This is a genomic window from Streptomyces aquilus (genome assembly GCF_003955715.1).
Taxonomy (GTDB): Bacteria; Actinomycetota; Actinomycetes; order Streptomycetales; family Streptomycetaceae; genus Streptomyces; species Streptomyces aquilus.
In genome coordinates this window covers 3022107-3043021 of sequence record NZ_CP034463.1, presented here as the reverse complement: position 1 = coordinate 3043021, position 20915 = coordinate 3022107, and the positions used below count along the sequence as shown (strand labels likewise).

19 protein-coding genes are annotated in these 20915 nt (G+C 70.0%); 16 read left to right on the top strand and 3 right to left on the bottom strand.

The genetic code is table 11. The annotated features are described in order from the left end of the window. The first annotated feature begins 9 nt into the window (after nt 1-9). The 9 genes from ftsW to EJC51_RS14005 all read left to right on the top strand — a co-directional run bounded on the left by ftsW (nt 10) and on the right by EJC51_RS14005 (nt 8581). Nucleotides 10-1374 carry a putative lipid II flippase FtsW gene (gene ftsW, locus EJC51_RS14045; RefSeq protein ID WP_126271388.1) on the top strand — a complete coding sequence of 455 codons (1365 nt, stop codon included), beginning with the start codon at nt 10-12 and terminating at the stop codon, nt 1372-1374. A gap of 6 nt (nt 1375-1380) precedes the next feature. Then, nucleotides 1381-2478 carry an undecaprenyldiphospho-muramoylpentapeptide beta-N-acetylglucosaminyltransferase gene (gene murG, locus EJC51_RS14040; RefSeq protein WP_079311106.1) on the top strand — a complete coding sequence of 366 codons (1098 nt, stop codon included), beginning with the start codon at nt 1381-1383 and terminating at the stop codon, nt 2476-2478. 26 nt (nt 2479-2504) lie between these two features. Further along, nucleotides 2505-3299 carry a cell division protein FtsQ gene (gene ftsQ, locus EJC51_RS14035; RefSeq protein ID WP_126271387.1) on the top strand — a complete coding sequence of 265 codons (795 nt, stop codon included), beginning with the start codon at nt 2505-2507 and terminating at the stop codon, nt 3297-3299. Nucleotides 3300-3577: 278 nt separating this feature from the next. Next, nucleotides 3578-4774 carry a cell division protein FtsZ gene (gene ftsZ / locus EJC51_RS14030; RefSeq protein ID WP_126271386.1) on the top strand — a complete coding sequence of 399 codons (1197 nt, stop codon included), beginning with the start codon at nt 3578-3580 and terminating at the stop codon, nt 4772-4774. Beyond that, nucleotides 4771-5499, top strand: coding sequence for a peptidoglycan editing factor PgeF (gene pgeF / locus EJC51_RS14025; RefSeq protein ID WP_126271385.1), 729 nt, complete (start codon nt 4771-4773; stop codon nt 5497-5499). The genes ftsZ and pgeF overlap by 4 nt, the downstream gene beginning before the upstream one ends. A gap of 6 nt (nt 5500-5505) precedes the next feature. Beyond that, nucleotides 5506-6225 (top strand): YggS family pyridoxal phosphate-dependent enzyme, encoded by a 720-nt coding sequence (locus EJC51_RS14020; RefSeq protein WP_126271384.1) that lies wholly within the window; start codon nt 5506-5508, stop codon nt 6223-6225. Between the two features lie 129 nt (nt 6226-6354). Further along, nucleotides 6355-6996 (top strand): cell division protein SepF, encoded by a 642-nt coding sequence (locus tag EJC51_RS14015; RefSeq protein WP_079311103.1) that lies wholly within the window; start codon nt 6355-6357, stop codon nt 6994-6996. A 72-nt stretch (nt 6997-7068) separates the two neighbouring features. Next, nucleotides 7069-7353 carry a YggT family protein gene (locus EJC51_RS14010; protein WP_007448661.1) on the top strand — a complete coding sequence of 95 codons (285 nt, stop codon included), beginning with the start codon at nt 7069-7071 and terminating at the stop codon, nt 7351-7353. A 52-nt stretch (nt 7354-7405) separates the two neighbouring features. After that, nucleotides 7406-8581: a DivIVA domain-containing protein gene (locus EJC51_RS14005; RefSeq protein ID WP_126271383.1), complete on the top strand. Its 1176-nt coding sequence runs from the start codon at nt 7406-7408 to the stop codon at nt 8579-8581. A 207-nt stretch (nt 8582-8788) separates the two neighbouring features. On the opposite strand, the gene ileS is transcribed toward EJC51_RS14005, so the two are convergent. After that, a complete protein-coding gene (gene ileS / locus EJC51_RS14000; RefSeq protein WP_126271382.1) occupies nt 8789-11926 on the bottom strand; it encodes an isoleucine--tRNA ligase in 3138 nt (1045 codons plus the stop codon). A 582-nt stretch (nt 11927-12508) separates the two neighbouring features. Between ileS and EJC51_RS13990 the strand changes: the two genes are divergently transcribed. From EJC51_RS13990 to EJC51_RS13965, 6 genes are all read left to right on the top strand, one after another. Beyond that, nucleotides 12509-13492 (top strand): TraR/DksA family transcriptional regulator, encoded by a 984-nt coding sequence (locus EJC51_RS13990; RefSeq protein WP_126271381.1) that lies wholly within the window; start codon nt 12509-12511, stop codon nt 13490-13492. A gap of 61 nt (nt 13493-13553) precedes the next feature. Continuing rightward, nucleotides 13554-14150 (top strand): signal peptidase II, encoded by a 597-nt coding sequence (gene lspA / locus EJC51_RS13985; RefSeq protein ID WP_126271380.1) that lies wholly within the window; start codon nt 13554-13556, stop codon nt 14148-14150. A 43-nt stretch (nt 14151-14193) separates the two neighbouring features. Beyond that, nucleotides 14194-15138, top strand: coding sequence for an RluA family pseudouridine synthase (locus EJC51_RS13980; protein ID WP_126271379.1), 945 nt, complete (start codon nt 14194-14196; stop codon nt 15136-15138). Then, nucleotides 15135-15605, top strand: a complete 471-nt coding sequence (locus EJC51_RS13975; RefSeq protein ID WP_126271378.1) for a GNAT family N-acetyltransferase — start codon at nt 15135-15137, stop codon at nt 15603-15605. The genes EJC51_RS13980 and EJC51_RS13975 overlap by 4 nt, the downstream gene beginning before the upstream one ends. Nucleotides 15606-15678: 73 nt before the next feature. Beyond that, nucleotides 15679-17265, top strand: a complete 1587-nt coding sequence (locus EJC51_RS13970; RefSeq protein ID WP_126271377.1) for a Na+/H+ antiporter — start codon at nt 15679-15681, stop codon at nt 17263-17265. 68 nt (nt 17266-17333) lie between these two features. After that, nucleotides 17334-18074 (top strand): SDR family NAD(P)-dependent oxidoreductase, encoded by a 741-nt coding sequence (locus tag EJC51_RS13965; RefSeq protein WP_126271376.1) that lies wholly within the window; start codon nt 17334-17336, stop codon nt 18072-18074. Nucleotides 18075-18077: 3 nt separating this feature from the next. Here EJC51_RS13965 and EJC51_RS13960 read toward each other — a convergent pair whose 3' ends face one another. Beyond that, nucleotides 18078-19193: a mechanosensitive ion channel family protein gene (locus tag EJC51_RS13960; RefSeq protein ID WP_126271375.1), complete on the bottom strand. Its 1116-nt coding sequence runs from the start codon at nt 19191-19193 to the stop codon at nt 18078-18080. A gap of 107 nt (nt 19194-19300) precedes the next feature. Between EJC51_RS13960 and EJC51_RS13955 the strand changes: the two genes are divergently transcribed. Further along, on the top strand, nt 19301-19870 hold the full coding sequence (locus EJC51_RS13955; RefSeq protein WP_126271374.1) for a dienelactone hydrolase family protein: 570 nt from the start codon (nt 19301-19303) through the stop codon (nt 19868-19870). Between the two features lies 1 nt (nt 19871). Here EJC51_RS13955 and EJC51_RS13950 read toward each other — a convergent pair whose 3' ends face one another. Further along, nucleotides 19872-20861, bottom strand: a complete 990-nt coding sequence (locus tag EJC51_RS13950; RefSeq protein ID WP_126271373.1) for a zinc metalloprotease — start codon at nt 20859-20861, stop codon at nt 19872-19874. Between the last annotated feature and the right edge of the window lie 54 nt (nt 20862-20915).

The following is a 20915-nucleotide window of genomic DNA, read 5'->3' as shown; positions in this document are numbered from 1 at the left end:
GAGGCTCTGATGCCCAGCAGCCGTACCGGCCGACCGCCCGTGCAGCGGACCGTCAGACGTCCCGCCGCCTCCCGGACCGTGCGCGACAATCCCGTACGACAGCTCTACCTACGCGCGAAGAAGGCCTGGGACCGGCCGCTGACCGCGTACTACCTGATCCTCGGCGGCAGCCTGCTGATCACCGTGCTGGGGCTGGTGATGGTCTACTCGGCCTCCCAGATCAAGGCGTTGCAGATGTCGCTGCCGGGCTCGTACTTCTTCCGCAAGCAGCTGCTGGCCGCGGCGATCGGCGCCGGGCTGCTGCTCGTGGCCTCGCGGATGCCGGTGAAGCTGCACCGGGCGCTGGCCTACCCGATCCTCGCGGGCGCGGTCTTCCTGATGGCCCTGGTGCAGGTGCCGGGGATAGGGATGGCGGTCAACGGCAACCAGAACTGGATCTCGCTCGGCGGCTCCTTCCAGATCCAGCCCAGCGAGTTCGGCAAGCTCGCGCTCGTCCTGTGGGGCGCCGACCTGCTCGCGCGCAAGCAGGACAAGAAGCTGCTGACCCAGTGGAAGCACATGCTGGTGCCGCTCGTCCCGGTCGCCTTCATGCTGCTCGGGCTGATCATGCTCGGCGGCGACATGGGGACCGCGATCATCCTGACGGCGATCCTTTTCGGCCTGTTGTGGCTCGCGGGAGCGCCGACCCGGCTGTTCGTGGGGGTGCTGTCGATCGCCGGTCTGATCGGCCTGATCCTCATCAAGACCAGCCCCAACCGGATGGCCCGGCTCGCCTGCATCGGCGCCACCGAGCCCCGCTCCGCGGGAGCCGACTGCTGGCAGGCCGTGCACGGCATCTACGCCCTGGCCTCTGGCGGAATCTTCGGCTCCGGGCTCGGCGCGAGTGTGGAAAAATGGGGGCAACTGCCCGAAGCGCACACGGACTTCATCTTCGCCGTCACCGGTGAGGAACTGGGCCTGGCGGGGACGCTGTCGGTGCTGGCCCTGTTCGCGGCTCTAGGCTATGCGGGTATCCGCGTGGCCGGCCGCACGGAGGACCCCTTCGTCAGGTATGCCGCGGGAGGCGTGACCACCTGGATCACCGCGCAGGCGGTGATCAACATCGGTGCGGTGCTCGGCCTGCTGCCGATCGCCGGCGTCCCCCTCCCGCTGTTCTCCTACGGAGGTTCCGCCCTGCTGCCGACCATGTTCGCGATCGGGCTGCTGATCGCCTTCGCTCGTGACGAGCCCGCTGCGCGGGCCGCGCTTGCGATGCGGCAACCCCGCTTTGGTAGAAAGCGGGGTGCCGGGGGCTCCGCTCGGACCAGGGAGCCGCGGAGATGGAACACGATGCGACGGCGTGCCTCGGCGGCACGTACGTCCGGAGAGCGGTGAATTTCGGTGCATGTCGTACTCGCCGGTGGGGGGACCGCCGGCCACATCGAGCCCGCGCTCGCCCTCGCGGACGCCCTGCGCAGGCAGGACCCGACCGTGGGAATCACGGCCCTGGGCACGGAGCGCGGCCTCGAGACTCGTCTCGTCCCCGAGCGCGGCTACGAACTCGCGCTGATCCCCGCCGTACCGCTGCCACGCAAGCCCACACCCGAGCTGATCACCGTGCCGGGCCGACTGCGCGGCACGATCAAGGCCGCGGAGCAGGTCCTGGAGCGCACCAAGGCGGACGCGGTGGTCGGCTTCGGCGGTTACGTGGCCCTGCCCGGCTACCTCGCCGCCAAGCGCCTTGGCGTGCCCATCGTGATCCACGAGGCCAACGCACGCCCCGGCCTGGCCAACAAGATCGGCTCGCGCTACGCCGCCAAGGTCGCCGTCTCCACCCCGGACAGCAAGCTGCGCGACGCCCGCTACATCGGCATCCCGCTGCGCCGCACCATCGCCACACTCGACCGGGCCGCCGTCCGCCCCGAGGCCCGCGCGGCGTTCGGCCTCGACCCGAACCTGCCGACCCTCCTGGTCTCCGGCGGCTCCCAGGGCGCCCGCCGGCTCAACGAGGTCGTCCAGCAGGTCGCCCCCTGGCTCCAGCAGGCCGGCATCCAGATCCTGCACGCGGTCGGCCCGAAGAACGAACTGCCGCAGGTGCACCATATGCCGGGGATGCCGCCGTACATCCCGGTACCGTACGTGGACCGGATGGACCTCGCGTACGCCGCGGCCGACATGATGCTCTGCCGCGCGGGCGCGATGACCGTCGCCGAGCTCTCCGCCGTCGGACTCCCGGCCGCCTACGTCCCGCTGCCCATCGGCAACGGCGAACAGCGGCTCAACGCCCAGCCGGTGGTCAAGGCGGGCGGCGGTCTGCTCGTCGACGACGCGGAACTCACCCCGCAGTGGGTCCAGCAGAACGTCCTGCCCGTGCTCGCCGACCCGCACCGGCTGTACCAGATGTCCCGCGCCGCCGCCGAGTTCGGCCGCCGGGACGCCGACGACCTGCTCGTCGGCATGGTGTACGAGGCGATCGCCGCCAACCGTGCACGTCACTAGGGACGCATGACCGAAGGGCAGGGAGCGTGGCCGGACCGACCACTGCCGAACGCGGTGAACGCCAGCAGGAGTCGTCCGTTCCGCCCCCTGTCCGACGGCTGAGGCCGCCCCGGCCTCGTACGATCATCATTCTCGCCGTCGCGCTGGTCCTCCTCGGCGCCGGTGGCGTCTGGGCGCTCTACGGCTCCCAATGGCTGCGCGTGGAACGGGTGTCGGTCTCCGGCACCGGTGTGCTGACGCCCGCACAGGTGCGCGAGGCTGCCGACGTACCGCTCGGATCGCCGTTGATTTCCGTCGACACCGATGCGATTGAGGCGCGCTTGCTCCGGAAATTGCCCCGAATTGACTCGGTTGACGTGACTCGCTCCTGGCCGCACGGAATCGGGCTGAAAGTGGTCGAGCGCACTCCGGTTCTGATTGTCGAAAAGGGCGGAAAGTTTGTCGAAGTGGACGATGACGGCGTCCGTTTTGCCACGGTTTCCCGGGCCCCGAAAGGCGTCCCCGCGCTCGAATTGGCGCCCCCGGAGTCCAGCTCCGCCACCGCGAGCCTGCGCCGCTTCGGCGACGACCGGCTGGTGCGCGAGGCGGTACGCGTCGCCGGTGACATTCCGGCCGCCGTCGCCCGCACGACCCGGACCGTCAAGGTGCGTTCGTACGACGACATCTCGCTGGAGTTGAGCGACGGCCGGACCGTCGCGTGGGGGAGCGGCGAGAAGGGTGCTGCGAAGGCCCGTACGCTCACCGCTCTGCTGAAAGCGGCGCCCGGTGCGCGGCACTTCGACGTCTCGGTTCCCACCGCCCCTGCGTCATCAGGGAGTTGACGTACATCCGCGCAGGCCAGCACCCTGGTTGGCTACCGCTACGGCTGATCACATAGGGTGAAAAGAAAAACGGGAGGTTCGGCGTGTTCGTTGAACGTGCGCCACTTGTCGACTTAGTGTCCTGTTCAGAAGACTCCAGGGAACAGACACACTGGTAACCCTAAACTTCAACGTTAGGGTTCGGGTCGGCACTATGGACCGTCCCATTCGGCATCCGTCGTCGTATCGCATGACCACGCGAGACGACGACACGTAACTCGAGGCGAGAGGCCTTCGACGTGGCAGCACCGCAGAACTACCTCGCAGTCATCAAAGTCATCGGTGTCGGCGGCGGTGGTGTCAATGCCATCAACCGGATGATCGAGGTCGGTCTCAAGGGCGTCGAGTTCATCGCCATCAACACCGACGCGCAGGCGCTGTTGATGAGCGACGCCGACGTGAAGCTCGACGTCGGCCGTGAACTCACCCGTGGACTCGGCGCCGGCGCCAACCCGGCCGTCGGACGCAAGGCCGCCGAGGACCACCGCGAGGAGATCGAGGAGGTCCTCAAGGGGGCCGACATGGTCTTCGTGACGGCCGGTGAAGGCGGCGGCACCGGCACCGGCGGCGCGCCCGTCGTGGCCAACATCGCACGCAACCTGGGCGCCCTCACCATCGGCGTGGTCACGCGCCCGTTCACCTTCGAGGGACGGCGCCGCGCCAACCAGGCCGAGGACGGCATCGCGGAACTCCGCGAAGAGGTCGACACCCTCATCGTCATCCCCAACGACCGGCTGCTGTCCATCTCGGACCGCCAGGTCTCGGTCCTCGACGCCTTCAAGTCGGCCGACCAGGTCCTGCTCTCCGGCGTCCAGGGCATCACCGACCTCATCACCACGCCCGGCCTGATCAACCTCGACTTCGCCGACGTCAAGTCGGTCATGTCCGAGGCCGGTTCGGCCCTCATGGGCATCGGCTCGGCCCGCGGCGACGACCGCGCGGTGGCCGCAGCCGAGATGGCGATCTCCTCGCCGCTCCTGGAGGCGTCCATCGACGGCGCCCGTGGTGTGCTGCTCTCCATCTCCGGTGGCTCCGACCTCGGCCTGTTCGAGATCAACGAGGCCGCCCAGCTGGTGAGCGAGGCCGCGCACCCCGAGGCCAACATCATCTTCGGCGCGGTCATCGACGACGCCCTCGGCGACGAGGTCCGCGTCACGGTCATCGCCGCCGGCTTCGACGGCGGCCAGCCGCCGGCCCGCCGGGACACCGTCCTCGGCTCGACCTCCAACTCGGGCCGCCGCGAAGAGCCGACTCCGGTACGGCAGACCGAGTCCCGCCCGTCCTTCGGCTCGCTCGGCAGCGTCACACCGAAGGAGGAGCCGGAGCCCGCGCCGGAGCCGGTCGCCGACCTCCCGGTCGCCCCGCCGGTCCCGCCGTCGCGCACCTACTCGGACAGCGCGGCCGAGGAACTGGACGTGCCGGACTTCCTGAAGTGATAGGACAGCGCGAGACCGTGAGCGGCGCGCACTTCGCCTTCACCGACCGGTGGGGCGGGGTGAGCGCCGTTCCGTACGAGGAGCTCAACCTCGGCGGAGCGGTCGGCGACGACGCCGACGCCGTCCGTACGAATCGCGAACTGGCCGCCAAGTCGCTGGGGATCGACCCGGCGCGGGTGGTCTGGATGAACCAGGTGCACGGGGCGGAGGCGGCGGTGGTCTCCGAGGCGTGGGGGGACCGGCCGGTGCCGCGGGTCGACGCGGTCGTCACCGCCGAACGCGGTCTCGCCCTCGCCGTCCTCACCGCCGACTGCACGCCCGTCCTGCTCGCCGACCCGGTCGCCAACGTCGTCGCCGCGGCGCATGCGGGGCGGCCGGGCATGGTCGCCGGGGTCGTCCCCGCCGCCGTACGGGCCATGACCGAACTCGGCGCCGAGCCCGGCCGGATCATCGCCCGCACCGGGCCCGCGGTGTGCGGGCGCTGCTACGAAGTCCCGGACGCGATGCGCGCCGAGGTCGCCGCCGTCGAACCGGCGGCGCACGCCGAGACGAGTTGGGGCACTCCCGCCGTCGACGTGACCGCCGGAGTGCACGCGCAGCTCGACCGGCTCGGGGTGCGCGACCGGGAGCAGTCGCCGGTGTGCACGCTGGAGTCGCGCGACCACTTCTCGTACCGCCGCGAGCGCACCACGGGGCGACTCGCGGGATATGTCTGGCTGGACTGAGAGAGCATGACGGACCGTAAGGGCGAACTCGCCGCAAATCTGGCGAAGGTGGAGGAGCGCATCGCCGCCGCGTGCGTGGCCGCGGGGCGCAAGCGTGAAGAGGTGACCCTGATCGTGGTCACCAAGACCTACCCCGCGAGCGATGTGCGGATCCTCTCGGAACTCGGTGTCCGCGACGTCGCCGAGAACAAGGACCAGGACGCGGCACCCAAGGCCGCCGAATGTTCTGATCTGCCACTGACTTGGCATTTCGTGGGTCAGCTACAGACCAACAAGGTGCGTTCCGTGACTGGTTATGCCGATATGGTGCATTCGGTCGACCGGGCTCGACTCGTCACGACGCTCTCCAGGGAAGCGGAGCGGCAGGGGCGGGAACTCGGCTGTCTGATCCAGGTCGCGCTCGACGCGAACGAAGGCGGCCGCGGGGAGCGCGGGGGCGTCGCGCCCGACGGAATCGAAGAGTTGGGCGAGCTTGTGGCGGCGGCGCCGGGGTTGCGGCTGGCGGGTCTGATGACCGTCGCACCCCTCACCGGCCCTTACGCGGGACGCGAACTCGCGGCGTTCGAGCGGTTGATGGATTTGTCGACCGACCTGCGCCGAGCCCATCCGGCTGCGAACATGGTCTCGGCAGGGATGAGTGCGGATCTCGAACAGGCCGTGGCCGCCGGAGCGACACATGTACGCGTCGGTACCGCGGTACTCGGAGTCCGCGCGAGGCTCGGGTAACGTCGCCAAGAAGTCGGACCACAGCAGAAAATATGGTCATTACCGCCGAAAGGCGGGCGTAACGACCTCGTGGATCGCAGGCACTTGGCAGTCGTCAGCAGATCCACCACAGAGCGGAGGACTCAGAGCATGGCCGGCGCGATGCGCAAGATGGCGGTCTACCTCGGCCTCGTGGAGGACGATGGGTACGACGGCCGAGGTTTCGACCCCGACGACGACTTCGAACCCGAACTGGACCCGGAGCCCGAGCGGGACCACCGGCGGCACGAGCCCGTGCACCAGTCGCACAGTGCACATCAGTCCCAAAGGGACGAAGAGGTGCGAATCGTACAGCCGTCCACCCCGCGTGAACCGGTCGCACGTTCCGCTTCGCTAGCCGCGGAATCCGGACGTCCGGCGCGCATCGCGCCCGTGGCGTCCATCACACAAGAACGCCAGAGCCTGGAGAAGAACGCACCGGTGATCATGCCCAAGGTCGTGTCCGAACGAGAGCCTTACCGGATCACCACACTTCACCCGCGGACCTACAACGAGGCCCGTACCATCGGGGAACACTTCCGTGAGGGCACCCCTGTGATCATGAATCTCACTGAGATGGATGACACAGATGCGAAGCGACTTGTCGACTTTGCGGCCGGTTTGGTGTTTGGTCTTCACGGCAGCATCGAGCGGGTGACGCAGAAGGTGTTCCTGTTGTCGCCTGCTAACGTCGATGTCACGGCGGAGGACAAGGCCCGTATCGCAGAGGGCGGGTTCTTCAACCAGAGCTGAGACGCAAGGCCGGAAACAGCAGTACAAGTAGTACCCGGCAGCACGGAAACAGGGGAGAGGGAAGCACAGGTCATGAGCGTGGTTCTGGATGTCGTCTACATCGCGCTGATGTGCTTCCTGATCGTGCTCATCTTCCGGTTGGTCATGGACTACGTCTTCCAGTTCGCCCGCTCGTGGCAACCCGGCAAGGCGATGGTGGTCGTTCTGGAGGCCACCTACACTGTCACCGATCCACCGCTCAAGCTTTTGCGGCGGTTCATTCCGCCGCTGCGTCTCGGGGGCGTGGCGCTCGACCTGTCCTTCTTCGTACTGATGATCATCGTCTACATCCTGATCTCGATCGTGAGCCGGCTGTGAGCGATGTGAACTACCGTCTTGCCGATGCCGACGACTACGTTGAGGTGAAGAGATGCCGTTGACCCCCGAGGACGTGCGGAACAAGCAGTTCACGACCGTCCGCCTCCGAGAAGGCTATGACGAGGACGAGGTCGATGCCTTCCTCGATGAGGTCGAAGCCGAACTGACCCGCTTGCTCCGCGAGAACGAGGACCTGCGCGCCAAGCTGGCCGCGGCCACGCGCGCCGCTGCGCAGAACCAGCAGAACATGCGCAAGCCTCCGGAGGGTCCTGGCGGTCCCGGTCCGCAGGACCAGCAGCAGGGTATGCCTCAGCAGGGGATGCCGCAGCAGGGCATGCGAGGACCGGGCGGCCCCGTGCCGGCCGGCATATCTGGCCCGCCGCAGCAGCAGATGGGCGGCCCCATGGGCGGCCCGCCCCAGCTGCCGAGCGGTGCGCCGCAGCTGCCCGCCGGTCCCAGTGGGCAGGGTGGCCCGCAGGGTCCCGGTCCGATGGGCCAGGGTCCGATGGGTCAGGGCCCGATGGGTCAGGGCCCCATGGGTGGTCAGCCGCCCATGCAGCAGCAGATGGGTGGCCCGATGGGCGGCCCCATGGGCGGTCCGATGGGCGGCCCCGGTCAGGGTCCCGGTGGCGACAGCGCCGCCCGTGTCCTCTCGCTGGCCCAGCAGACCGCCGACCAGGCGATCGCCGAGGCCCGTTCCGAGGCCAACAAGATCGTCGGCGAGGCGCGTTCGCGTGCCGAGGGTCTCGAGCGTGACGCCCGTGCCAAGGCCGACGCCCTGGAGCGGGACGCGCAGGAGAAGCACCGCGTCGCGATGGGCTCCCTGGAGTCCGCCCGCGCCACGCTGGAGCGCAAGGTCGAGGATCTGCGCGGCTTCGAGCGCGAGTACCGCACCCGCCTGAAGTCCTACCTGGAGTCGCAGCTGCGTCAGCTGGAGACCCAGGCCGACGACTCGCTGGCTCCGCCGCGTACCCCGGCGACCGCGTCGCTTCCGCCGTCCCCGGCGCCCTCGATGGCCCCGGCCGGTGCGAGCGCCCCGTCGTACGGTGGGAACCCGGGCGGCATGGGCGGTGCTCCGGCGCCGGCCGCCCCGTCCTACGGCGGTCAGCAGCAGATGTCGCCCGCGATGACCCAGCCGATGGCTCCGGTCCGGCCGCAGGGTCCGTCGCCGATGGGGCAGGCCCCCTCGCCGATGCGCGGGTTCCTGATCGACGAGGACGACAACTGACGAGTTGTAGTACGCCTTAGGCGTCGGCAGCGTTCAAAGGGGCGAGCCCTGGACTTCGGTCCGGGGCTCGCCCCTTTTACGCGGGTTGATCTCGTGGGGTGGGGTGGGGTGGTGTGGGGGCGTGGGCGCAGCCTTTGCCATGCAGAGGTACGGCAAAGGCCCGGTCTCCGCGGACGGGAGACCGGGCCCTCGTAGGCCGTGCCCTTGTTACGCCTTGCGCAGGCGGAACGTCAGGGACAGGCCCTCGTCCGTGAACGGGGCGCCGAACGTGTCGTCCGCCTCACCCTGGGCGAAGTCCGTCGACAGGACCTCGTCGGCGATCAGGCCCGCGTGTTCGGTCAGGGCCGCGATCACCGCCGGGTCCGTGGACGTCCAGCGCAGGGCGATGCGGTCGGCCACGTCCAGGCCGCTGTTCTTGCGGGCCTCCTGGATCAGGCGGATCGCGTCACGGGCCAGGCCCGCCTGCTTCAGCTCCTCCGTGATCTCCAGGTCCAGGGCGACCGTCGCGCCGGAGTCGGACGCCACCGACCAGCCCTCGCGCGGGGTCTCCGTGATGATGACCTCGTCGGGTGCCAGCGTGATCGTCTCGCCGTCGACCTCCACCGATGCCGTGCCCTCGCGGAGCGCCAGGGACAGGGCGGCGGCATCCGCGTTCGCGACCGCCTTCGCCACGTCCTGGACGCGCTTGCCGAACCGCTTGCCCAGGGCGCGGAAGTTGGCCTTGGCAGTGGTGTCGACCAGGCTGCCGCCGACCTCGGAGAGGGACGCCAGCGACTCGACGTTCAGCTCTTCCGTGATCTGCGAGTGCAGTTCGGGGTTCAGCGTGTCGAAGCCCGATACCGCGACCAGCGCGCGCCGCAGCGGCTGACGGGTCTTGACGCCCGACTCCGCGCGCGTGGCACGGCCCAGCTCGACCAGGCGCCGGACGAGGACCATCTGCCGCGACAGCTCCGGGTCGATGGCGGACAGGTCCGCCTCCGGCCAGGTGGACAGGTGGACGGATTCCGGGGCGCCCGGCGTGACCGGGACGACCAGGTCCTGCCAGACCCGCTCGGTGATGAACGGGGTCAGCGGGGCCATCAGCTTGGTGACCGTCTCCACGACCTCGTGCAGCGTGCGCAGCGCGGCCTTGTCGCCCTGCCAGAAGCGGCGACGCGAGCGGCGGACGTACCAGTTGGACAGGTCGTCGACGAACGCCGAGAGCAGCTTGCCGGCGCGCTGGGTGTCGTAGGCCTCCAGAGCCTGCGTCACCTGGTCGGTGAGCGCGTGGAGTTCGGAGAGCAGCCAGCGGTCCAGGACCGGGCGGTCGGCCGGGGCCGGATCGGCCGCGGACGGCGCCCAGTTCGACGTACGGGCGTACAGGGCCTGGAAGGCGACCGTGTTCCAGTACGTCAGGAGCGTCTTGCGGACGACCTCCTGGATCGTGCCGTGGCCCACGCGGCGGGCCGCCCACGGGGAGCCGCCGGCCGCCATGAACCAGCGGACCGCGTCGGCGCCGTGCTGGTCCATCAGCGGGATCGGCTGGAGGATGTTGCCCAGGTGCTTGGACATCTTCCGGCCGTCCTCGGCGAGGATGTGGCCGAGGCAGACGACGTTCTCGTAGGACGACTTGTCGAAGACCAGGGTGCCCACCGCCATCAGCGTGTAGAACCAGCCGCGGGTCTGGTCGATGGCCTCCGAGATGAACTGCGCCGGGTAGCGGCTCTCGAAGAGCTCCTTGTTCTTGTACGGGTAGCCCCACTGCGCGAACGGCATCGAACCCGAGTCGTACCAGGCGTCGATGACCTCCGGCACGCGCGTGGCCGTCTTGCCGCAGGCGTCCTTGGGGCAGGCGAAGGTGACGTCGTCGATGAACGGGCGGTGCGGGTCGAGGTCCGACTGGTCGGCGCCGGTCAGCTCGGTGAGCTCCGCGCGGGAGCCGACGACGGTCAGGTGGTCGTCCTCGCAGCGCCAGATCGGCAGCGGGGTGCCCCAGTAGCGGTTGCGGGACAGCGCCCAGTCGATGTTGTTGTTCAGCCAGTCGCCGTACCGGCCGTGCTTGACCGTGTCCGGGAACCAGTTGGTGTTCTCGTTCTCCTGGAGGAGGCGGTCCTTGATGGCCGTGGTGCGGATGTACCAGGACGGCTGCGCGTAGTAGAGGAGCGCGGTGTGGCAGCGCCAGCAGTGCGGGTAGCTGTGCTCGTACGGGATGTGCTTGAAGAGGAGGCCGCGGTCGTGGAGGTCTTCCGTGAGCTTCTCGTCCGCCTTCTTGAAGAAGACACCGCCGACCAACGGGACGTCCTCCTCGAAGGTGCCGTCCGGGCGGACCGGGTTCACGACCGGGAGGCCGTACGCGCGGCAGACCTTGAGGTCGTCCTCACCGAAGGCGGGGGACTGGTGGACCAGACCCGTACCGTCCTCGGTGGTGACGTACTCGGCGTTCACCACGTAGTGGGCGGGCTCCGGGAACTCCACGAGCTCGAACGGACGTTGATACGTCCAGCGCTCCATCTCGGCGCCCGTGAAGGACTGGCCGGTGGTCTCCCAGCCCTCGCCGAGCGCCTTGCCGACGAGCGGCTCGGCGACGACGAGCTTCTCCTCGCCGTTGGTCGCGACGACGTAGGTGACGTCGGGGTGCGCGGCGACCGCGGTGTTGGAGACCAGCGTCCAGGGGGTCGTCGTCCAGACCAGGAGCGCGGCCTCGCCGGCGAGCGGACCGGAGGTGAGCGGGAAACGGACGTACACGGACGGGTCGACGACCGTCTCGTAGCCCTGCGCCAGCTCGTGGTCCGACAGGCCGGTGCCGCAGCGCGGGCACCAGGGGGCGACGCGGTGGTCCTGGACCAGCAGGCCCTTGTCGAAGATCGTCTTCAGCGACCACCAGACCGACTCGATGTACTCGGGGTCCATCGTGCGGTAGGCGTCGTCCAGGTCGACCCAGTAGCCCATGCGGGTCGTCAGCTCGGTGAAGGCGTCGGTGTGGCGGGTCACGGACTCGCGGCACTTGGCGTTGAACTCGGCGATGCCGTACTTCTCGATGTCCGGCTTGCCGCTGAAGCCGAGCTCCTTCTCCACCGCGAGCTCGACCGGCAGGCCGTGGCAGTCCCAGCCGGCCTTGCGGGCCACGTGGTAGCCGCGCATGGTGCGGAAGCGGGGGAAGACGTCCTTGAAGACGCGCGCCTCGATGTGGTGGGCCCCGGGCATGCCGTTGGCGGTGGGCGGGCCCTCGTAGAACACCCACTCGGGGCGGCCCTCGGACTGCTCCAAGGACTTGGCGAAGATCTTCTGCTCGCGCCAGAAGTCGAGCACCGCGTGCTCGAGCGCGGGCAGATCGACCTGGGCGGGCACCTGGCGGTACTGCGTCATCAGTCTTCCTCCGGCGGACTTGCTGCCTTCCGTCCGGAGGGACGAGAGCTACGTCATATCCTGCGCCGCCTTCGGCGCGCTCCCGCGGTACCACCCTCCTTGGCTCCCCTGTGCGCCGAACGCACCGGTGAGCCCCCTCATTGGGGTCGCGATGCCGGGTCTACTGGCCCTCCTGGGCGTTCTTCCGGCGGCTCCGGGGTGATCTTCACGTCGCGCTCGCCCCCGGGCTTCCACCGTCCCCGGGTCGCTCTGGGCTGCGTACGTCGTTACTCGTCCCCATCCACGCTTCTCGCTCCGCCCAGTGTACGGCGCCGCGAGGACAGCGGCCGACCGGTTTTCCCGGCCTCCGGGGCGCGGGCTCCGGAGTGACCCGAATGGAGCGGTACGCGTGTTCGGATTCCGGGACGCGCGATCCGGCGGATTACCGGGCGGGGAGCTGGGCACAACGCTTGCATGCCTGGCGTGCTCCCTGCGCGAGGCGGGCGAATCGGGCGGTGCGCCCCGTTGCCGCGGGACTCAAGTCGATTTATCGTCCCAGCACGATTCGCGTGCAAGATCACAATATGTGAAGGGGCCGCGGCCATGGTGGCGAAGAAGACCGCCGATCAGAAGTCGGCGTCGGGCAGGTCCACACATGCCTCCGGCGGTGCGGCCAAGGACGTGGGCGGGAAGAAGGCCGTGGGGGCGGCGGCGAGGAAGGCGGCCGAGAAGGCGGCGGAGGGTCCTGAAAGACCGGGGGCGGCGGCCGGGAGCAGGAAGACGGCGGCCAAGAAGACTGTGACGAAGAAGGCCGCCGCCAAGAAGACGGCGGAGACGGCGGCGGAGACGACGGAGACAGCGGAGCCGGCCGCGAAGAAGGCGGCCGTGAAGAAGGCGGCTGCCAAGAAGACGGCGGCGACGAAGACGGCGGCGAAGAAGGCGGCCGCCAAGAAGACCGCCGCCGCGAAGAGCACGAAGAGCACCACCTCGAAGACCTCGAAGACCACGAAGAGCACCTCCACGAAGACCGCGACCGGCGAGAGCACGGCCGGGAAGACGGCCAAGAAGGCGAGCGCGGCGCAGGCCGCGAAGCAGACGGGAGCCACGACGGTGGTTGCGAAGAAGACTCCTGGCACGGCCACGGCGGCGAAGACGGCCGTCCCCAAGGCACGCCTCGCCGCGGCGGAGCCGGGCGAGCTCGCGGTCCGCCCCGGCGAGGACCCCTGGACCCCGGAGGAGGTCGCCGAGGCGCGCGCCGAGCTCCAGTCCGAGGCGCTGCGGCTGCGCGCCGAGATCACCACGTCCGAGGAGTCCCTCGTGGGTCTCATGCGGGACTCCGGGGACGGCGCGGGCGACGACCAGGCCGACACCGGCACCAAGAACATCACGCGCGAGCACGAGATGGCCCTCGCGGCCAACGCGCGCGAGATGCTCGAACAGACCGAGCGGGCCCTGGACCGCCTCGACGCGGGTACCTACGGTCTGTGCGAGAACTGCGGCAACCCGATCGGCAAGGCGCGTATGCAGGCGTTCCCGCGCGCGACCCTGTGCGTGGAGTGCAAGCAGAAGCAGGAACGCCGGTACTGAGGGTCCACCTGGGCGTGCCGTACCCTCGTCCTCAGTCAGGCACCTAGGTTGAGGGACTCACGTGACCGAAGCGGAGCGCATGATCGGTACGCCGGACACCCCTGAGGGGGACGGGGCCGAGCCGGAGCAGGCAGCCGGGCAGGCGGGCGTCGAGGAGCGGCCCCAGGCCAGGGGCAAGCGCCGGATCGCCGTGCTGTTCGCCGTCGCCGCCTTCGCGTACCTCCTCGACCTCGGCAGCAAGCTGCTCGTGGTGGCCAAGCTGGAGCACCACGCGCCGATCGAGATCATCGGGGACTGGCTGAAGTTCGAGGCGATCCGCAACGCGGGCGCCGCCTTCGGCTTCGGCGAGGCCTTCACCGTGATCTTCACGGTGATCGCGGCGGCCGTGATCGTGGTCATCGCCCGCCTCGCCCGCAAGCTCTACAGCCTGCCCTGGGCGATCGCGCTCGGCCTGCTCCTCGGCGGTGCGCTCGGCAACCTCACCGACCGGATCTTCCGCTCGCCCGGCATCTTCGAGGGCGCGGTCGTCGACTTCATCGCGCCGAAGCACTTCGCGGTGTTCAACCTCGCCGACTCGGCGATCGTGTGCGGCGGCATCCTGATCGTGCTGCTGTCCTTCAAGGGCCTCGACCCGGACGGCACCGTCCACAAGGACTGAGCGCGCGGTCGGGACTGTCTCACCCGTCCGGCATACTCGACGGGTGAGCACGCTTCCCGAGATCCGAACCCTGCCCGTGCCGGACGGCCTGGAGGGCGAGCGCGTCGACGCCGCCATCTCCCGCATGTTCGGCTTCTCCCGCACCAAGGCGGCCGAGCTGGCGGCGGCGGGCAAGGTCCAGGTCGACGGGTCCGTGGTCGGCAAGTCCGAGCGGGTGCGCGGCGGCGCCTGGCTGGAGGTCGAGATGCCCGGCGCGCCCGCGCCCGTGCAGATCGTCGCCGAGCCGGTCGAGGGCATGGAGATCATCCATGACGACGACGACGTGGTGGTGATCGTCAAGCCCGTCGGCGTGGCCGCCCACCCGTCGCCCGGCTGGACGGGACCGACCGTCATCGGCGGCCTCGCCGCCGCCGGGTACCGCATCTCGACCTCCGGCGCCGCCGAGCGCCAGGGCATCGTGCACCGCCTCGACGTCGGCACCTCCGGCCTGATGGTGGTCGCCAAGTCCGAGTACGCGTACACGTCGCTCAAGCGCCAGTTCAAGGAGCGCACGGTCGACAAGCGCTACCACACCCTCGTCCAGGGCCACCCGGACCCGACGAGCGGCACCATCGACGCCCCCATCGGCCGCCACCCGAACCACGACTACAAGTGGGCGGTCACGGCCGACGGCAAGCCGTCGATCACGCACTACGACCTCATCGAGGCGTTCCGCGCGGCCTCCCTGCTCGACGTGAAGCTGGAGACGGGCCGCACCCACCAGATCCGCGTCCACATGGCCGCCCACCGCCACCCCTGCGTCGGCGACCTCACCTACGGCGCCGACCCGACCCTCGCCAAGCGGCTGCGCCTGACCCGGCAGTGGCTGCACGCGGTCCGGCTCGGCTTCGAGCACCCCGGGGACGGGCAGTGGGTCGAGTTCGAGAGCGACTACCCGGAGGACCTCCAGCAGGCCCTGGACCAGGTCCGCGAGGAGACGTACGCGTGAGCGGGCCGTCGTACGCCGTGCGGGTCGCCGAGGACCCCGCCGACCGGGAGATGTGCTTCGCCGTGCGCAAGCAGGTCTTCGTCGTCGAGCAGGGCGTCCCGGAGGACCTGGAGTACGACGCGTACGACGCCGTCGCGGTGCATGTGCTGGCCGTGCGGGACGACGGGGTGGCGCTGGGCACCGGGCGGCTGCTGTACGGCGCGCAGGCCGCCGAGAAGGTCGGCGGTGATCTCACCCTGGGGTCGCTCGGGCGGCTCGCGGTGGCCGAGGAGGCGCGCGGTCTCGGCGTCGGCGTGGCGCTCGTACGGGCCATCGAGGACGCGGCACGCGCGCGGGGGCTCGCGGCGGTGGATCTGCACGCGCAGACGCACGCGCTGGGGTTCTACGAGCGGCTGGGGTACGAGGCCTACGGGCCGGAGTACCTGGAGGCGGGGATTCCGCACCAGGGGATGCGGCGCGCGCTGTAATTGATCGCGGCGGCCGTCATGGCAGGCTGGACAGCTGGAGTTTCCTGTTCGTCCGACCCGCCGGAGCCTGACCGTGGATCAGTTGGCCCTGCTGTTCATGCTGTTGCTCGGGGCCGTGGTGAGCGTCCCGGTGGGGGAACGGTTGAAGCTGCCGGCGCCGGTCCTGATGACCCTGCTCGGGATCGTCCTCGCGCTGCTGGACTTCGTGCCGAACGTCGAGATCGAGCCGGAGCTGATCCTGCCGCTCCTGCTGCCGCCGCTGCTCTACGCGGCCGTGCGGCGCACCTCCTGGCGGCAGTTCGCGGCCAACGTACGGCCGATCCTGCTGCTCGCCGTGGCGCTGGTGTTCGTCACCACCCTGTGTGTGGCCGCCGTCGCCCAGGCGATCGTGCCGGGGCTGCCCGTCGCCGCCGCCGTGGCGCTCGGCGCGCTGGTCGCGCCGCCCGATCCGGTCGCGGCGACCGCCGTCGCCGGGCAACTGGGGCTGCCGCGGCGGCTGGTGTCGATCCTGGAGGGCGAGGGGCTCTTCAACGACGTCACGGCCATCGTGCTGTACCACGTGGCGATCGCCGCGGCCGTCAGCGGTTCCTTCCATGTCGGGGAGGCCGCGTTCGAGCTGGTGCTCTCCGCGGTCGTCGCCGTCGTCATGGGGCTCGCCCTGGGCTGGGGCGCGAACAAGCTGATGGACCTGCTCGGCGACGCCACCCTCCAGATCGGGCTGACGCTCCTCGTGCCGTACGCCTCCTACGTGCTCGCCGAGGAGCTGCACGGGTCCGGGGTGCTCGCCGTGCTCACCACCGCCCTCTTCCTCGCCGAGTACGGCACCGACGCCGACGACGTGCTCACCCGGCTCGCCGGGCACACCTTCTGGGACATCGTCGACACGCTCGTCACCGGGGTGGCCTTCGGGCTGATCGGGCTCGAACTGCACAACGCCATCCGGACCGCGTCCGGGCGGTGGGGCGAGATGCTCGGCTGGGCGGCCGCGATCGTCGCGGTCGTCGTCCTCGTACGGCTGCTGTGGCTGCTGCCCGCGACCTGGGTCGCCAAGCGGCTGCACGCCAGGCAGGACTACGACGAGGAGATCCCGATGACCTGGCGGGAGACCGTCGTCATGTGGTGGTCGGGGATGCGAGGGGTGGCGTCCGTGGCGTTGGCGCTGGCGATTCCGCTGAAGACCGAGGACGGGGGCGCCTTTCCCGACCGGGACGAGATCGTGTTCATCGCGTTCGGCGTCATCATGGCGACGCTGGTGCTCCAGGGGCTGACCCTGCCGTGGCTGGTGAAGCGGCTCGGGGTGAAGGCCGACACCGAGCGGGAGAAGGAGTTCGAGAAGACGCTGGCGATCCGGGCGGCCAGGGCGGCCAAGCGGCGGCTGCGGGAGATCGAGGACGTCGAGGAGCTGCCGGAGGAGCTGTCCGAGCAGATGCTGCGGCGGGCCTTCGACATCGGGGTGCGGATCAGTCCGGACATGGGCGACGAGGAGCGCCGGGAGGCGCACCAGCAGCGGGCGAAGCGGCTGAAGCGGGTGCGGCGGATCCAGGGGGAGATGCTGAGCGCGGCGCGGCACGAGGTGCTGGCGGCGCGGAGTGAGCCGGGGGCGGATCCGGAGGTGGTGGACCGGGTGCTGCGCCATCTGGACGTGCGCAGTCTGCGGTGACCTGACAGGCGTATGACCTTCGTGTGAAGGCGGATGACGGGAGCCACAGCCCTTCTTAGGGTGGGTTCATGGCTCGCAACGTGGTGATCAGTGGTGGCGGTACGGGAATCGGGCTCGCTGCGGCCCGGGTCTTCGCGGCGGACGGCGATCGGGTGCTGCTGCTCGGGCGGCGCAAGGAAGTGCTGGAGGAGGCCGGGGTGCCCGGGGCGCTGACGTACGCGGCCGATCTCAGTGACACGGCCGATGTGCGCGGGGTCGCCGAGTTCGTCGGGCGGGAGCTGGGGGCCGTGGATGTGCTCGTCCACAGTGCCGGCGGGACGGGGCAGCTCGAACCGCCTGCCGCCGGGGACGATCCGCTGGACGCCGTCGCGCACAACTGGACCGTCAACTTCCGGCTCAATCTGCTGACCGCCGCGCTGCTCACCGAGGCCCTCAAGGACCGGCTCGCCTCGCCCGGCGGACGTGTGCTGTTCGTCAGCTCCATCGCCGCCTACCGGGGGTCCGGGAGCGGGGCGTACGGGGCCGCCAAGGCGGGGCTGCATCCCTACGCCCACGACCTGGCCCGGGATCTCGGGCCGCGCGGCATCACCGTGAACGTGGTCGCGCCCGGCTACATCGAGGACACCGAGTTCTTCGGCGACGCCATCGACCCCGCCCGGCGGGAGCGGCTCATCAACGACACCGCGAACGGTCGCGCCGGGAACCCGGGGGACGTCGCCGAAACCCTGCACTGGCTCGCCTCGCCCGGCGCCGGGCACGTGACGTCACAGATCGTGCAGGTCAACGGGGGTGCCGAGCGGGGTAACTGACGGTCAGCGGTTCTGCCTCGGGGGCTCGTGCATCCGGCGGGGCGCGCCGTCCGGGGAGGCGGACGAGCGGGCGCCGTTGCGGCCCGGGGGCGGAGCCGAGTCGGCCGTGTTGACGCGGGGGAGGGCGTAGGGGTGGTGGTCGGTCAGCCAGCGGATCATCTGCTCGCGGACCGTGACCCGTACCTTCCAGATGTCGTCGGCGTCCTTGGCGGTCACCAGGGCCCGCACCTGCATGGTGTTCGGCGTCGAGTCCGTGACCGTCAGATCGCAGGCACGGCCGTCCCACGCCGGGCACTCGCGGAGGATGTCGCGGAGCTTCTCGCGCATCGCGTCCATCGGCGCCGAGTGGTCGAGGTGCCAGTAGACGATGCCGGTCATCTGGGCCCCGCCGCGCGACCAGTTCTCGAACGGCTTCGAGGTGAAGTACGACACCGGCATGGTGATCCGGCGTTCGTCCCAGGTCCGGACCGTCAGGAAGGTCAGTGTGATCTCCTCGACGGTGCCCCACTCGCCGTCCACCACGACCGTGTCCCCTATGCGCACCATGTCGCCGAACGCGATCTGCAGCCCCGCGAACATGTTGCTCAGCGTGGACTGCGCCGCGACACCGGCGACGATGCCGAGGATTCCGGCCGAGGCCAGCAGCGAGGCACCGGCCGCGCGCATCGCCGGGAACGTCAGCAGCATCGCCGCCACCGCCACCACGCCGACGATCGCGGCGACGACCCGCATGATCAGCGTCACCTGGGTGCGCACCCGGCGGACCCGGGCGGGGTCCCGGTGCATGCGCGCGTACCTGCTGTACGACGTCTCGACGACCGCCGCCGCGATCCGGATCACCAGCCAGGCCGCCGACCCGATCAGCACGAGCGTGAGGGTCTGCCCGATGCCGACCCGGTGCTCGCGCAGCACCCGGGCCTCGTCGTAGGAGCCTCTGAGCATCGCGGCGCACAGCACCAGCTGGTAGGGGATGCGGCCGCGGCGCAGCAGTCCCCACAGCGGGGTCTCGCTGTGCCGTGCGTCGGCCTTGCGCAGCAGCAGGTCCGTGGCCCAGCCGATGACCAGCGTGAGCAGGACCGAGCCACCGATGACGATCAACGGACGGAGTACGTTCTCCATGACCCCGAACCTAACCGGCACCACGGGGTCATGAACATGTGACTTCCGCGGAGATATGGGTACGGGCGCGCGCCGGCGCTGTCGTACCCGGCTGGCACCATGGCCTCATGAACATCATGCTCTTTCACTCGACCTACGGTCTGCGGCCCGCCGTCCACCAGGCCGCCGACCGGCTGCGCGCCGCCGGACACCAGGTCTGGACACCGGACCTGTTCGAGGGGCGCACGTTCGAGACGGTCGAGGAAGGCATGGAGTTCAAGGAGGGCATCGGCAAGGACGAGCTGCTCAAGCGGGCCGTGCTGGCCGCCGCGCCCTACTCGGAGCGGGGCCTGGTGTACGCCGGGTTCTCGTTCGGCGCCTCCGTCGCGCAGACCCTCGCCCTCGGCGACGACAAGGCGCGCGGGCTGCTGCTCCTGCACGGCACCTCGGACATCGCGGCCAACGCCACCGTGGACGAGCTGCCGGTCCAGCTGCATGTCGCCGAGCCGGACCAGTTCGAGACGGACGACTGGCTGAGCTCCTGGTATCTCCAGATGGGCCGCGCGGGCGCCGACGTGGAGATCTACCGGTACGCCGGGGCCGGTCACCTCTACACCGACCCCGACCTGCCCGACTACGACGAGGAGGCCGCCGAGGCCACCTGGCGGGTGGCGCTCGGCTTCCTCGACTCGCTCTAGGTCAGCCGGCGCGGTAGGCCGCGAAGCTCTGCTGCATCCGCGTCACCTGGCCCGCGGTGAACTGGTACATGCAGCTGTCGTACGTGTAGTCCATGAAGTTGTGGATCGGGTCGACGCCGGTCTTGTTGGTGCAGCTGTCGCGGCCGGTCGGGCACTCGAAGGCGGCGCTCTTCTCGGCCGGGGTGTCGCTGACGTAGTCGCCGTTGCCGTTACAGCCGCCCTGGAAGGTGTGGTACAGCCCCATCCAGTGGCCGACCTCGTGGGTGGCGGTGTCGCCCTCGTCGTAGTTCGTCGCCGAGCCGCCGGGCAGGGAGGCGTCGAGGATGACGACGCCGTCCATGGCCGGGCTGGACTTGTACGAGCTGGGGAAGGTGGCCCAGCCGAGGAGGCCGTCGCCGAGGTTGGCGGTGTAGATGTTGAGCGCGTTCGCGCCGCCCTTGCGCAGGGCGGTCTTCATCGCCTTCTCCTCGGCCGAGCCGGAACCGACGTTGTACCAGGCCGCGTTGTCGGTGTAGTCGGTGCCGGCCAGCGTGAACTGGTAGCCGGAGTCGACGTTTCCGGTGCCCTGGCCGGCGTAGGCCGCGTTCAGGACGTTCAGCTGGGCGTTGATGGCGGACGAGCTGAGGTTGCCGGTGGCGCCGTCGTGGATGACGTGGAAGTACACCGGGATGGTGGTGGAGGACGCGGCGGCGAGGCTGCGGCTGCCGGACTTGGGCAGCTTGTCGAGCTTGGCCTTGAGGTCGGCGTTCATCGCCTGGGCCTTGGCGGCGCTGACCTCGTTGGGCTCGGCGATGTGCGCGCCGCTGCCCGGGCGGGATTCGCGGGCCGCCGCGTGGGTGTCCGTGTCGGCGCAGTCGGCGGCGGCCGGAGCCTGGGCCGCCGCGAGTCCGGTGGGCGCCGACAGGGGAGTGAGCATCAGGGTTCCGGCCACAACTGCCGTGCCGAGAAGGCGTCTGCGCGTAGTGGGGGATATCCGGGCAAGCGCACGCATGCTGACTCCTAGCGGATGCGTTGGGGAGAGCGGACGCAGGGGTCTTCCTGGCCG